Origin of the sequence: Mesorhizobium denitrificans (assembly GCF_003403035.1) — a bacterium.
GTDB classification, from domain to species: Bacteria; Pseudomonadota; Alphaproteobacteria; order Rhizobiales; family Rhizobiaceae; genus Mesorhizobium_G; species Mesorhizobium_G denitrificans.
Window position 1 is genome coordinate 255,202 of sequence record NZ_QURN01000003.1, and the last position, 14,358, is coordinate 269,559.

General features: G+C 58.6%; 12 protein-coding genes. 10 read left to right on the plus strand and 2 right to left on the minus strand.

What is annotated here, in order from left to right:
* Positions 1-105: 105 nt before the first annotated feature.
* Genes DY251_RS04640 through DY251_RS04675 form a run of 8 tightly spaced genes read left to right on the plus strand, consistent with a single transcriptional unit; the run spans position 106 to position 10,342 of the window.
* Positions 106-1,119, plus strand: coding sequence for an ABC transporter permease (locus DY251_RS04640; protein ID WP_116622680.1), 1,014 nt, complete (start codon positions 106-108; stop codon positions 1,117-1,119).
* 4 nt (positions 1,120-1,123) lie between these two features.
* Positions 1,124-1,960: an ABC transporter permease gene (locus DY251_RS04645; protein WP_116622681.1), complete on the plus strand. Its 837-nt coding sequence runs from the start codon at positions 1,124-1,126 to the stop codon at positions 1,958-1,960.
* Positions 1,957-2,955, plus strand: coding sequence for an ABC transporter ATP-binding protein (locus DY251_RS04650; RefSeq protein ID WP_116622682.1), 999 nt, complete (start codon positions 1,957-1,959; stop codon positions 2,953-2,955). The genes DY251_RS04645 and DY251_RS04650 overlap by 4 nt, the downstream gene beginning before the upstream one ends.
* Entirely contained in the window at positions 2,952-3,962 is a 1,011-nt protein-coding gene (locus tag DY251_RS04655) for an ABC transporter ATP-binding protein (RefSeq protein ID WP_116622683.1), read from the plus strand. The genes DY251_RS04650 and DY251_RS04655 overlap by 4 nt, the downstream gene beginning before the upstream one ends.
* 19 nt (positions 3,963-3,981) lie before the next feature.
* Positions 3,982-5,217 (plus strand): CaiB/BaiF CoA transferase family protein, encoded by a 1,236-nt coding sequence (locus DY251_RS04660; RefSeq protein WP_245415855.1) that lies wholly within the window; start codon positions 3,982-3,984, stop codon positions 5,215-5,217.
* Between the two features lie 18 nt (positions 5,218-5,235).
* Positions 5,236-7,188: a 3-hydroxyacyl-CoA dehydrogenase NAD-binding domain-containing protein gene (locus DY251_RS04665; RefSeq protein ID WP_116622685.1), complete on the plus strand. Its 1,953-nt coding sequence runs from the start codon at positions 5,236-5,238 to the stop codon at positions 7,186-7,188.
* Entirely contained in the window at positions 7,181-9,370 is a 2,190-nt protein-coding gene (locus DY251_RS04670) for an alpha-ketoacid dehydrogenase subunit alpha/beta (protein WP_116622686.1), read from the plus strand. The genes DY251_RS04665 and DY251_RS04670 overlap by 8 nt, the downstream gene beginning before the upstream one ends.
* A gap of 9 nt (positions 9,371-9,379) precedes the next feature.
* Positions 9,380-10,342 carry an aminotransferase class IV gene (locus tag DY251_RS04675; protein WP_116622687.1) on the plus strand — a complete coding sequence of 321 codons (963 nt, stop codon included), beginning with the start codon at positions 9,380-9,382 and terminating at the stop codon, positions 10,340-10,342.
* 36 nt (positions 10,343-10,378) lie between these two features.
* Here the strand turns inward: DY251_RS04675 and DY251_RS04680 are convergent, their stop codons facing one another.
* Entirely contained in the window at positions 10,379-11,269 is an 891-nt protein-coding gene (locus tag DY251_RS04680) for an SMP-30/gluconolactonase/LRE family protein (protein WP_116622688.1), read from the minus strand.
* Between the two features lie 143 nt (positions 11,270-11,412).
* Between DY251_RS04680 and DY251_RS04685 the strand changes: the two genes are divergently transcribed.
* Together DY251_RS04685 and DY251_RS04690 are read left to right on the plus strand one after the other, a co-directional pair.
* Positions 11,413-12,729, plus strand: coding sequence for an amino acid deaminase (locus DY251_RS04685; RefSeq protein ID WP_116622689.1), 1,317 nt, complete (start codon positions 11,413-11,415; stop codon positions 12,727-12,729).
* A gap of 36 nt (positions 12,730-12,765) precedes the next feature.
* Entirely contained in the window at positions 12,766-13,581 is an 816-nt protein-coding gene (locus DY251_RS04690) for an SDR family NAD(P)-dependent oxidoreductase (protein WP_116622690.1), read from the plus strand.
* Here DY251_RS04690 and DY251_RS04695 read toward each other — a convergent pair.
* Positions 13,578-14,297 carry a GntR family transcriptional regulator gene (locus DY251_RS04695; protein WP_158553219.1) on the minus strand — a complete coding sequence of 240 codons (720 nt, stop codon included), beginning with the start codon at positions 14,295-14,297 and terminating at the stop codon, positions 13,578-13,580. The genes DY251_RS04690 and DY251_RS04695 overlap by 4 nt on opposite strands.
* Positions 14,298-14,358 lie beyond the last annotated feature (61 nt).

Genomic DNA, 14,358 nt, shown 5'->3' on the forward strand with positions numbered 1-14,358 from the left:
CCGTCCAAGCGCAACTGAAATATAATTTCATTTTTGTTGACGTCAGCCAAGCCGCTTGTCAATAATCGGTTTTGAGGCTGTTTGAACAACCAAGGTCAAGCCCAGGTGCTCAGTTATATCCTGCGACGACTAATTGCGATGCCGTTTCTCATCCTCGGTATCGTAACGCTCGCTTTTCTGCTGACAACAGTGGTGAAGGGCGACCCGCTCAGCGCCATCGTTTCCGAGCGGCAGATGAATAATCCAGAGGTCGTTGCTGCCGCCAAGGCCCGCTGGGGGTTGGATAAAAGTCTGCCCGAACGCTATGCGATCTATGTCACGAACCTGCTCAAAGGCGATATGGGCACCTCGTTCATCACGCGCCGCCCGGTTGCGCAGGATGTCATGTATCGCTTGCCCGCAACGATGGAACTCGTGCTTTCGGCGATGCTCATCGGCTCCGTTGTGGGAATCACACTCGGCGTAACAGCCGCCTATTTCCGAGACACTGCAATCGACCATTCCGCACGGTTTTTCGCTCTGTTCGGTTCTTCAATCCCGGTTTTCTGGCTGGGGCTCGCGCTGCTCTATCTGACTTCAGTGAAATGGGGAATTTTGCCGGGTTCCGGCCGAGTTGATGCGCGCGCGGCGCTTCCGCCCGTTGTTACCGGGTTTATTACCATCGATGCGCTTCTGGCGGGTAATTTCAAAATATTTGTCGATGCACTTTGGCATCTGATCCTGCCGTCGCTCGTGTTGGGCTGGACGGTTGCGGGCACGATTTCGCGCCTTGTGCGCGCAAATATGCTCGAGGTTATGGGCCGCGAATTCATTCTCACCGCGCGCGCCAAAGGTGCTGGTGAGCTACGCGTCGTGATCCGCCATGCGCTGCGCAACACGCTTGTGCCTACACTTACCGTAATAGGTTATTCCTTCGCCTACCTACTCACTGGTGCAGTGCTGACCGAGACCATTTTCTCATGGCCCGGAATGGGATCTTACGCCGTGGATGCGGCGCGAGGTCTCGATTTTCCTGCCATTATCGGCGTGACCATCGTTGGTGGCGTGATCTTCCTTCTAACCAATCTTGCGACCGACATTGCCTATGTCGTGGCCAATCCACGCGTGAGGTTGGGATAGGGAGATGAGCGTAGCAACAACGCTTCGAATTCCGCGGCTGCATTGGTTGTCACTGCCTTTGGCTCTGGGAATCGCAATCGCGGTGTTCTGGATCATTGCTACGCTTTTCGCGCATTTCATCGCGCCATATGATCCGCTGCAGCTTGTAGCGCGAAGGTTGCAGGCGCCAAGCTGGAGCCATTGGCTGGGTACAGACGCGCTTGGCCGGGATGTATTGAGCCGCACGATTTACGGCGCGCGCCACTCGTTGCCAATTGCGGTTATCGTCGTTGCGCTCTCAGTCAGTATCGGATCGCTGCTTGGCGCGATCTCAGGCTATGTCGGCGGATTTGCCGGCGCTGGCATCATGCGGCTGGTGGACGTGACGCTTTCCTTTCCGCCAATGCTGCTAGCGATGGCGGTCGCCGCGTCCCTGGGCCCCGGCCTTGAAAATGCAGCAATAGCAATGGTGATCGTGTGGTGGCCGATCTATGCCCGACTGATGCGGGCGCAGGTTCTGGAGGTGCGCGAGCGCGAGCATGTCGAAGCGGCAATTGCTGCGGGCGCTGGTCGCGGGCGCATTTTGTTCAAGCACATTCTGCCCCTGTGTTGGACGCCGGTGCTTATCAGCGCAACCATGGACCTCGGTCAGGTCATTCTGCTGGCGGCATCGCTGTCGTTCATCGGACTGGGCGCAACGCCGCCAACCCCGGAATGGGGCTCGATGATCTCAGATGGCGCAACGCAGTTCTATTCATGGTGGGTCGCGTTTGGGCCCGGCCTCGCCATCCTCACTATCGTTCTCGGCTTCAACTTCATCGGTGACGGCCTTCACGACTATTTTGACCCGAGGTCGAAATGAGCGGGACGATGCAAGACGAACCGCTCTTTGAGGTCCGCGACTTGCGTGTCGCCTTCGGGAAGCACGGGAATTTTCACGAGGCGGTGCGCGGCATCAGCCTGTCGGTCAATCCCGGCGAGGTGCTTGGCATTGTCGGCGAGTCCGGCTCAGGCAAGTCGGTCGGGATGCTGGCTGCTATTGGCCTGCAATCCGGCAATGCGAGAGTTAGCGGCTCTGTACGCTTTCGCGGCCGAGAATTGATCGGCCTTCCCAACAGCGAGTTGCGCAAGCTGCGGGGTTCTCGCATCGCCATGATTTTTCAAGACCCGCTGTCTTCGCTCAATCCGGTTATGACCGTTGGCAATCAACTCTCTGAAGCCATACTCCTGCACAACAAAGATCTCTCGAAGAAAGCGGCGATGCGCCGCGCAGAGGATTTGCTTGCGCTCGTTGCGATTCCGCAGCCCGACCGTCGATTGCAGCAATATCCGCATGAGTTTTCAGGCGGTATGCGTCAGCGCGTAATGATCGCAATGGCAGTGGCGAACGATCCGGACCTGCTCATTGCCGATGAGCCGACAACGGCGTTGGACGTTACCGTGCAGGCGCAGATCATGGAGGTTCTGGCCGAGCTGCAGGAGCGGTTAAAGCTGGGGCTTATCCTGATAACGCACGATCTGGGCGTGTTGGCCGGTCATGCAGACAGGGTGGCGGTTGTCTATTCGGGGCAGGTTATCGAACAGGCCGGGGTGGATGATCTTTTCGCGCGCCCGAACCACCCCTACACACGCGGTCTGATCGCCTCCATCCCGAATATGGCGGAAGAGAAAGAGCGTCTCTTTTCAATCGAGGGCACGCCACCAGCACTCGGTCAGTTTCCACGCGGTTGCGCTTTCAATCCGCGTTGTGTGGAAGCGCAGGATATTTGTCGACAGCTTGCTCCGCCAATCCACCGCCTCGGCGATCACACAGCCGCTTGCCATTTTGCAGCCGGAACCGTGGAGGACACTCGATGAGCGAAAGCGCAGCGGTTCTGTCCGTCCGCGACATCGTCAAGCGTTTTCCCGTTATGGGCGGCTTGCTGGTCCAGAGGCCGGTCGCTCATGTGAACGCAGTTTCGGGCGTATCGTTCGAGGTTGGTCCGGGCGAGACGCTTGGGCTTGTGGGCGAATCCGGCTGCGGCAAGTCAACACTCGGCCGCTGTATCCTGCGGTTGATCGAACCGACCAGTGGTCAGACGCTATTCCGTGGGCGCGATATAAATGAAGCTTCGCCTGAGGAAATGCGCAAGCTGCGGCGCAGCATCCAGATCGTGTTTCAAGACCCCTACGCCTCCTTGCATCCGCGTATGCGAGTTGCGGAAAATATCGCCGAACCTCTACGCATCAGCGACCTGACGCCCGCGCAGCGCAAAGCGCGCGTTGCCGAGATGCTGGACCTCGTTCGTCTCAATCCTGAGCATGGCAAGCGCTACCCCCATGAGCTTTCGGGTGGACAACGGCAGCGTGTGGTGATCGCGCGCGCATTGGCACTGAAGCCGGAGCTTCTCGTATTGGACGAGCCCGTTTCGGCGCTTGATGTCTCGGTTCAGGCGGGCGTACTCAATCTGCTGAAAGACATTCAGCGCGACTACGGCACCGCCTACATTTTTATTGCCCACGATCTTTCAGTGGTACAGCACATAAGCGATCGAATAGCGGTGATGTATCTCGGCAAGGTCGTCGAGATCGCCCCCAAAGCCAAGCTCTATCGCATGCCGATGCACCCCTACACGCAGGCGCTGATGTCAGCGGTGCCGCTTGCCGATCCGCAGCGCGAACGAACGCGCACGAGGATCGTGCTGAAAGGTGAGGTGCCCAGCCCACTGAACCCGCCTTCCGGTTGTCATTTCCGCACGCGCTGTCCCATCGCCCAGCCTATTTGTGCCGAGGTGGAGCCGCCGCTTGTCGAACAATCTGGAGGGCATTCCGTCGCTTGCCATTTTCCGCGAGCAGTAGCGACGGGATTAGCTGGACACGCCTGAAATTGGCCGGGAGGAAACCGTGAGCCGAACGAAGCTGCCGCTGGAAGGAATCCGCGTTCTCGACCTCTCGCGGGTGCTGGCGGGACCGTGGGCGACAATGAGCCTGGCGGACCTGGGCGCTGAGGTTTGGAAGATTGAGCACGTCATTGGCGGCGATGATACGCGCGCGTGGTCGGTGCCAAACTACAAAGGCGTCAGCACCTACTATCTGTGCGCCAATCGCGGCAAGGAAAGTATCGCCGTAGACCTCAAGACGCCGGAGGGCCGCGCCATTGTGCAGCAACTCGCGCAGCGCGCTGACATTGTCGTCGAGAATTTCCGACCCGGCACGGCGGATCGGCTTGGCCTTGGATACGACACAGTGCGCGAGGGCAATCCGGGCATAATCTATTGTTCCATTTCGGGCTATGGGCAGACTGGCCCAGAGCGGGACCGGCCCGGCTACGACTTCATCATGCAGGCCGAAAGCGGTCTGATGTCGATCACCGGGGAGGAGGATGGCCCACCGAACCGGCTTGGCGTGGCCTTTACCGATGTGGTCGCCGGCATGGTCGCGACCCAATCCATTCTGGCTGCACTTTACGAGCGGCGAGAAACTGGCCTTGGGCAGTTTGTGGACATCTCCCTGCTGGAATCGACACTGAACCTGCTCATCAATGTCGGCACCGGCTATTTGAATGGAGGTGTTGAACCCACACGTTATGGAAACGCGCACCCCACGGTGGTGCCGTATCAAGTATTTGAGACATCAAACGGTTCATTCGCGCTCGCAGTAGGCAATGACCGCATGTTCGTGGACTTTTGCGAACAGGTGATCAAGCGACCTGATCTTGCGCGCGATCCGAGGTTTACGACCTCGCGTGAGCGCGCGCTGAACCGGGACGAACTCCTGCCGCTGCTTGCCGATTGCCTGAGCGGCCAAACCTGCGAGCATTGGATTGACGCCTGTCTTCGCGCCGCTGTTCCGGCGGGTCGCGTCAAAACAGTTGCCGAGGGGCTGCAAAGCCCCAGTGTTATCGAGCGTGGCGTCGTTCAAAAACTTCAACATCCGCAACTCGGACCCGTTTCCCTGATCCGTTCTGCACACGGTCTTGCCGCGCAGGCGAACCATACGCCGAAGGCTCCGCCGCTGCTCGGCGAGGATACGCGCGCTGTCTTGAGCCGCGTGCTCGGTCTGGATGACCGGCGTATCGCGGAACTCGCCGCTGCAGGCGCAATCGCCTGCAGCGAAATTACCAGCCCCCTGCCCGCCTGACGGTTCGTAGGAAAGTTAATGGCCATCAAGACAGAAATGCTGAATGGAATTGCGGTCGTCACGATCGACAACCCACCTGTCAATGCGCTCAGCCATGGCGTGCGGATTGCGCTTCTTGATGCAGTGCAGTCGCTCGATGCGGATGCGAACGTCGCCGCTATCGTTGTGCATGGAGCGGGCAAGCTTTTCGTCGGTGGTGCAGACATCACCGAGTTCGACCGGCCAGTGGAGCAGCCGGGTTTACCTGAAGTCATCACCGCCATTGAGCGCGCGCACAAGCCTTGGATCGCGGCGATACATGGTGTTGCGCTCGGCGGCGGATTGGAACTCGCGCTTGGATGCCATCTGCGAATTGCGGCGCCTGGAACCACGCTTGGTCTACCCGAAGCCGGGCTCGGCCTCATTCCCGGCGCAGGCGGAACGCAAAGACTGCCGCGCCTGATCGGAGTGGAAGCATCTATCCCGATAGTGACCGCACAGGAGCGCGTCGGCGTGGATAAGGCCCTAAAGCTTGGCTTGATTGATCGGATATCAACGAATGAGCTGATTACAGATGCTGTCGCATTTGCGCATGAGGCTGCGGGCGCGCCATTGCCCGTGCCCGCCTCACAGCGCGCCGTAATCGCGCCCGCAACGGAAGTCTGGCATGACGCGGAAGCTTCAACAAAGCGCGCTGCCAAAGGGGCGGCCGCCCAACTTCTGGCGTTGGGATCGCTGCGGTTCGGAATCGAAAACGGGATCGAGGCCGGTCTGGCCAACGAACGAGCCGTATTCCTGAAAGCGCGCGCATCTCGCGAATCCGCCGCGCTGCGCTATCTGTTTTTTGCAGAGCGAGCAGCGCCGCGCCCGCAAGACCTGCGCGACATCGCTCCACGTCCACTGCGAAAGATCGGGGTGGTAGGCGCCGGAACAATGGGGGTCGGCATCACTGCTGCACTTCGCAACGCCCATCTTCCGGTCGTTCTGGTTGAGCGCGATGACGCCAGCCTTGCGCGCGGTTTCTCCAATCTGGAAAAAATCTTCGGCGGCGCAGCCGCCAAGGGCAGGCTGACGCAAGACGAAGCGCAAGAGCGGATGGCGGGCATCGAAGGCGGCACCGATTACAGAGCGCTCGCCGATTGCGATCTGGTGATCGAGGCCGTGTATGAAGACCTGGCCGTAAAACAGGCGGCGTTTGCGGAAATTGCGCGTGTCTGCCGGCCAGACGCGATCCTTGCCACCAACACATCCTACACGGACCCACGCCAGATTTCTGAGGGCATTGCCGACACCAGTCGCTTCGTTGGGATGCACTTTTTCAGCCCCGCACATGTGATGAAACTGCTCGAGATCGTGCCCTTGCCGGAGACAAAGCCGGACGTGCTCTCAACAGCTTTTGCGCTTGCTCGCAAGCTTGAAAAGCTGCCGGTACGCTCCGGCATCTGTGATGGCTTTATCGGCAATCGGATACTTCGTCGCTACATCGCTGAGGCCATAGCGTTGCTCGCTGATGGCGTGTCGATTTCCGCCATCGATGCTGCGATGCGCGAATTTGGCTTCGCGATGGGGCCATTCGAAATGCAGGATATGGCTGGGCTCGATATCTCATATATGCGCCGCGAAGCTGCGCGGGCGAATGGACAGGACATCCCAGAAATGCCCGGCGATCTTCTCGTGCGGGCTGGCCGCAAAGGCCAGAAGACCGGCGGCGGGTGGTACGACTATGCCGTGGGAGACAGAACTCCCCGGCCCTCCGACGAAGCTTTACGCGTAATCGCACCGATGCTCGGCACACCTCGCGACATGAATTCGCGTGAAATATCTGCCCGCCTCGTCTCGACCATGGCAGACGAAGGCAAAAGCATTTTGAGCGAAGGCATCGCCTCCGGGCCGGAGCAGATCGACCTGGTAGAAGTGCATGGCTACGGATTTCCGCGCTGGCGAGGTGGCCCGATGTTCATGGCGAGCGGATTGGGGAAGCAAAATGATTGAGAAGATTTCACTTTCGCCCGCAGCTCCCTGGTTCCGATTGAGCGTTACCGATGAAGATTGGCGCGCAGAAAAAGCGCGTGACCTCATCCACTGGTATGGTCAAATGCTGCTCATCCGGCGCTTCGAGGAAAAGCTCCTTGACCTCGAAAAAGCCGGACTCATTCACGGCCCGGCTCATGCCAGCATCGGCCAGGAAGCAGGTGCTGTCGGCGCAATGTCTGTTCTCGGCACAGCCGACAAGATCAACGGCACGCATCGCGCGCACCATCAGGTTTTGATGAAGCTGATCAACCCGGAAGTTCCGGAAAATTTTGACATTCGCGCCGATGCGTTCAATCCCGGTATGAACGATGCAATCTATCGCTTCATGGCCGAGATCATGGGCCTTGCGCCGGGTTATTGTGGCGGGCGCGGCGGATCGATGCATATGCGCGCCAATGAGGCTGGCGTGGTTGGCAGTTCAGCCATTGTTGGCGGCAATCCGCCTCACGCTGTTGGCTATGCGCTTGCGGACAAGTTGCTTGGGCGTGACGCCATATCCGTCACCTTCTTCGGCGACGGCGCGACGCAAGCCGGCGCCACATACGAGGCCATGAACATCGCCGCTGTGCAGTCGCTGCCGGTGATCTTCTTTATCGAAAACAATCTCTACGGCGTCTCGACGCATGTTCGCGAGATCACGCGGGAAACACGCATGTCCTCGCGTGGCGCAATGCTCGCCATTCCGTCAATCGAATGCGATGGGATGGATGTGGTGGCGGTTCATCGCGCGATGCTCGAAGCGCGGCGCATCATAGCCGAAACCGGCGGGCCGGTGGTGGTGGAGGCCATGTGCTATCGCTATCTCCACCAGTCCGGCAGCCGCCCCGGCAGTGAGTTTGGCTACCGCACCAAGGAGGAAGAAGCCGAGTGGATGAAGCGCGATCCCATAGCGCAAGCGCAGGTGCGCCTGAAATCCATGAAGCTGCTTTCTGCCGCCGATTTTGCCCGCATCGACTCGACCGTGACCGAGGCCGTTGCCTCTGCAGCAACTCGCCTGACCGAGCCGGTGCCGGGCGGCAACAATCTGCGTATTCCTGCAAATCTCTGGCCCGACCCCGCAACTGTCGATGACGGCATTGTCGGCGACATGTCGGAATTCGCCGGTTGCCGCTTTCTCGATCATGATCAACTCGACGGAGTTGAACTGGAAGAAACGAAATTCGTAACCGCCGCATCTGACGCGCTGGGAGCGGCCATGCGGCGTGATCCCACGATCATCGTGCTTGGCGAGGACGCGCATCAGATGCGCGGCGGTGTGAGCGGGTTCACGCGCGGTGCGCTGGAAGCGGCGGCTAACCGCGTTCTGCCAATGCCAATCTCGGAGAACGGATTTACAGGCGTTGCGCTTGGCGCGGCGCTGAACGGATTACGCCCCGTGGCTGAAATCATGTTCGGGGACTTTTGCTTTGTCGCTGCCGATCAGATCGGCAATGGCGTCGGCAAAATTCGCCACATGTTTGGCGACGGCTTTCCGGTGCCTATTGTTCTGCGCGTGCGCGTTTCCCCGCACACCGGATATGGGTCACAGCACTCATGCGACCCTTCTGCGCTGTTCGGTATGTTTCCCGGTTGGCGCATCGTTTCGCCCACCACAGCGATGGATTATATCGGCCTGCTGAATTCGGCACTCATCTGCAATGATCCGGTTCTGCTGTTGGAGCACTCCGAGTTTTACCAGCGCAGCTATGAAGTGCCGAAAGGCGACCGCGATTTCTGCATTCCACTTGGCAAAGCGCGGGTTGTTCGACCCGGTCGCGCCTGCACGGTTCTGGCCACTTCAGTGATGGTTCAGAACGCGATTACAGCCGCCGAAGAAGCGGGCATTGATGCGGAGGTGATCGACCTGCGCAGTCTCGATCATTTTGGCATCGACTGGGAAACCATCGGCAAATCCATCAGGAAAACAAACCGTGTGATCATAGCGGAGCAGACAGCGCGCCGCCTTTCGATGGGTGGAACGTGGGCCGCTGAAATTCAGGAACGGCTGTTTGACTATCTCGACCATGAAATATTGCGTGTGACCGGGGGGTTGGCGTCTCCAACTGTCTCCGCCGTACTGAACCGCGCCGCACTCGGCTCGGTTGGGAATATTCGCAGCGCTCTGGTGGAAATCGCCGGGCATACAATCGCAACGAATTGAGAGGTCTGCATGTCATTTACCGATCATATCGCTAATGGCTATCGTCGGCGGTTCGATGAATTGCGTGCGAGTAACAACCCGCTTGCGGATGGCATTGCTTGTGTCGACGGCGAATATCTGCCCGTTTACGAAGCGCGCATACCGCTGCTCGATCAAGGCTTTCTGAAATCCGACCTGACCTATGACGTGCCTGCCATCTGGGATGGGCGGTTCTTCAGGCTGGACGATCACCTCGACCGTCTTGAGCGAGGCTGTGAGCTGCTGCGCCTCAAAAGTCCGATGCCACGGGAGGAGATCAAAAATCGGCTCGTGGAAATGGCCGCATTGAGCGGCATTCGCGATGGTTATGTGATGATCGTCGTTACGCGCGGCCTGCGTTATTTGCGTCAGTATGCGCCGGAGGACTGCACGAATTTCTGCTATCTGATGCTCACGCCCTATGTCTGGGTTATGGACCTGGAAATGCAGAAGGCGGGAGGACAGGCGATCATCGCTCGAACCGTACGGCGCACCCCGCCGGGAGCAATCGACCCGACTGTGAAGAACCTGCAATGGGGTGATTTCACGCGAGGTCTACTGGAGGCGCGCGACCGTGGCGCGGTGTATCCGATCCTGACCGACGGCGACACCAACATCACGGAAGGCTCCGGCTTCAACGTCATGCTGGTCAAAGACCGCAAGATTTACACGCCGCGCAAGGGTGTGCTTGAGGGCGTCACTCGAAAAACCGTGATGGAGTTGGCGGAGCAACTGGGCTTCCCCTGCACGGTGGACGATGTGCCGGTGCAAATGGTCTATGATTGCGACGAACTGTTTATGGTCACGACCGCTGGCGGCGTAATGCCGATCACCTACCTGGACGGCAAGCCGATCGGCGATGGGAAGGTCGGCCCCATCACCCAGACGCTCTGGAAGGCCTATTGGGACGCGCATTACGATCCCGCGCTCAGCTTCGCGATAGACTATCGCTAAACACGCACCTGCATCAATAAGCGCAAAAACCATATATCAAATACGGGAATCGCGTCGTCCGAATTTGCTTACCCCGATGCCCTTTACCGGCGAGAGACACGACACCAATGTCCCCCGCGAGAGTATCTTTCCGTCTACCTCTTTCGTGAGTCCAGTCAGAAACAGTGTTCGCAAATCGGCCCCGCCAAAACAGGGCATCGTGGGAGCCGCCATCGGCACTGCGATCTTTCGCAGCAAATCTCCGTTTGGCGAGAATACATTGAGGCGACCTGAGGTCACGCCGGCGCTCCAATAATTGCCATCGCAATCCACCGCCGCGCCGTCCGGCAAGCCCGTGCTTTCGTCTGGCTCGGCGATTATGCGCGCATTGGACATCGCGCCCGTGGTCGGATCGAAATCATATTTCTTGATGAACGGCCCGCGTGAATCGGCGTGATACATCGTTCGACCATCCGGGGCCCAGGCCAAGCCATTCGACACGTGAATGCCCTGCAAAATCACGGAACACTTACCCGCTGGCGTTATTCTGTAGAGTGCGCCAGTCGGCTTGGCGGGGCGCTTGTCATGCATCGAACCAACCCAAAAACATCCATCCGGGCCGACTTTTCCATCGTTCAAGCGATTGAGGGGATCGCCCATATCGGGCGAAACGAATAATTCCAGCGAGCCGTTCAGCGGATCGAAAAATTGAACTGATGTGCGAAGCGAAAGGATCAAGCGACCGTCGATTGTCACGCCGACGCTCGTGACCAGATCGGGCATATCGAACCGCTGAACACGCCCCTGCGCGGGATCGTAGGAAAACAGGGCCGGTGCCAATATGTCCACGAACCACAGAACGCCGCGTTGCTCATCCCACACCGGCCCTTCGCCGATGCGGGTTTCAAAATCGATGCATCGGGTAAAGGTCAGCGTTTCATCCGCCATTCGTTTATTTCGCTCAAATGGAGCCACTCGGCCTAGGTCGATTTCCAAGTTTGTGCTATTTTTGATGTATCAAAAATCGAAATTTCGTCTAGTTGTAGTTTGCTCGCCCGGCTATCCCATCCAACCTTATCGGCACGACAATCATGACAAAACCACAGGCCAATGCGGTTCACGCACCCCGCCCCTGGGAAGCGCCGCTCACGTCTATCGACAAGGGCGCACCCGCGCTTGCTGCGCCTGTGCCACTCTCAGAAATCGCAGCACAGAAATGGAACGTGCTTGCGGAGGATCTGCCTTTGCCCGCCGCGGTGATCCGGCAGGACGCATTGCTTCACAACAGCCAGTGGATGCGCAATTTCCTTGATGACAGCCGCGCCTTCATCGCACCGCACGGCAAGACCACAATGGCACCGGCGCTTTTTGATCTCCAAATCGCCGATGGCGCATGGGGAATCACCGTTGCTACGCCGCATCAGTTTCAGGTGGCGGCAGCGTTTGGCTACAAGCGCATCTTTATGGCCAATCAGGTGATCGGTCGCCGCGCTATGGCCGACATCGTTGAAACGCTGAATGCCCATCCTGATATCGAGTTCTTTTGTCTTGTGGATGACCTGTCCAATGCCGAGGCGCTCGCGCAAGCTGTGCGCTCCGGAAATGCGAAACGTCCGCTCAATGTGCTGGTCGAACTTGGATATGCTGGCGGACGAACCGGTTGCCGCACCGTGGAGCGCGCTCTGGCGCTGGCGCGCAAGGTTCATGCGATGCGCGACGCGCTCGATCTCGCTGGCATTGAGGGCTTTGAAGGGCTCATCAAGAATGATGGCTCGCCGGAAGCGCTGGCTCAAGTTGGCCAATTGCTCGACGGCATGGTGACGCTGGCGGAAACTGCAGACAACGAAGGACTTTTCAGCGCCGATGAGGTGCTGCTGTCTGCGGGAGGCTCGGCCTATTATGACGTTGTGGCGCGTAAGTTGGGCGCGGCGAAGCTTGCGCGCGCCAAGCGCGTTCTGATCCGTTCGGGCTGCTACATCACTCACGACTCCGTGCTTTATGCACGCGCTCAAGAGGCGCTGCGCGTGCGCGAACCTGCGCTGGCAAATGCTGGCGGTGGATTGCAGGCGGCGCTGGAAATCTGGGCGTATGTTCAATCCAGACCGGAGCCCGGCAAGGCGATAATCGGGTTTGGCAAGCGTGACATCTCGTATGACGATTTGCCCTTAGCGCTGAAATGGTTTCGTCCGGGTATGGCCGCACCGTCAACAGTGCCTACCGGCCATACAGTGCTGAGGCTGAACGACCAGCACTGCCATCTGGAAATACCGGAAAACTCTCCGCTCGTGGTGGGTGACATGATCGGCTTTGGCATTTCCCACCCCTGTCTCACCTTTGACAAGTGGCGGGTCATGCATCTGGTCGACGAGAACTATCAGGTCACGGCGTCCTTCCGCACCTATTTCTGACAGGCCGAAAGCTTTTTCCAACACGGGAACTGGCGCATGCAACACAGCAAAATCGTGATGATAACCGGCGCTGCCAGTGGCATTGGTGCTGCAACGGCGCAGCTCGCGGCCAATGCCGGCTACCGCGTTGTGATCGCTGATATTGATGCGGACCGAGGCCGCCAAATGGCCGAGAAAATTGGCAATGGTGCCTGGTCGCTAAAGCTTGATATCTGCTCAGAAACGGAATGGACCGCCGCGCTTGATCAGGTTTGGCAGCGCGAAGGCAAGCTGGACATTCTGATCAACAATGCCGCCATCGTGCATACTGGCTGGGCGCGCGACCTGACACTCGATGCACATCGCCAAACAATGGACACTAACTTCTTCGGCGCAGTGATCGGCATGATGACTGCTCTGCCGCGCATGAAGGTGCAAGGTTCCGGGCACCTGATTTCCGTCTCGTCGATGAATGCATTCATCCCCTATCCTGGCATCGCGAGTTACGCCGCCGCCAAGCATGCGCTGCGCGCGTTTCACGCGGCTGTCGCACTTGAGGAGCGAGCAGGTCCAATCGACTTTACGCTGATCTACCCAACTGCGACTGAAACCCCGATGCTGGACAAGGAGGCAAATGACGATGCGCTCGCACTGGCGTTCTCCGGCACGCCGGTATCTGCCAATTTGGTGGCGCAGCAGATTCTTGATGCGATGGTCAGCAAGCCGGTTGAAGTTTTTATTCCGCCAGAACGCGGAGAAGCCGTCAAAAGACTCGGGATCGATCCGGTTCAGTTGAGAGCTTATGTGGAAGCCAATGAACCGATAGGGCTGGAAAAATTGAAGGCGCGCCGGGCGCAGATGAAAACGGCCTAGCGCTTGCGGGCCGAGCGCTTGGACTTTTTCTTCTCGGTGCCTTTTTCTTCGAGGTGGCGAAGAATGCGATATGAGCCCTCGCGCAAATCGCGAACAAGTAAGTCGCCTGTTTCTGAAGGCGACCGCCGCTCCAGCGCGTCGATAATCAGAAGATGCGGATGCACCTCCGACGACGCCTGTCGAATGTGAGGATATTGCGAACTTACAAATGGGCCGGCGAGCAACCAAAGATTTTCAATGACGCGCACAAGCGTGTCGTTTTTCGAAGCTCGATAGATAGTGAAGTGAAATGCCTGGTTTGCGGAGAGCGCGGCGCGCCAATCTTCGTTGGCTTCGCCTGCCTGAAAACCTTGATGGTGGTCGCGCAGCGCTCCAATCTCGTCGGGCGTAATGTGTACCGCGGCGAGTTCGCCAGCCAGGCGTTCAAGCGGTACGCGCGTCTCGCGAATGTTGAGATAAACCGGAATTTCCAGCGTTGGAACGCGCGGTTGGTATCCGGGTTTTAGTTCCAGCGCGCCTTCGCGCACCAGCTGGAACACCGCTTCGCGAACCGGCGTTGCGGACGTATTCAACGAAGCAGCGAGTCCGCGGATGCTGATGCGTGAACCGGGTGTGTGCAGCCCCGTCATCAACTCGAGCCGCAAATGCGCATAGATGCGGTCCGACAGGCTGTCGCGCGAAAGATCAATCTCGACGGGTTGTGGTTCTTGATCCAAGCTCTGCGCTTTCTCCATTGTCTATGGCGAATCGCATGTTTGCGGGCCTGACGCAATTTAG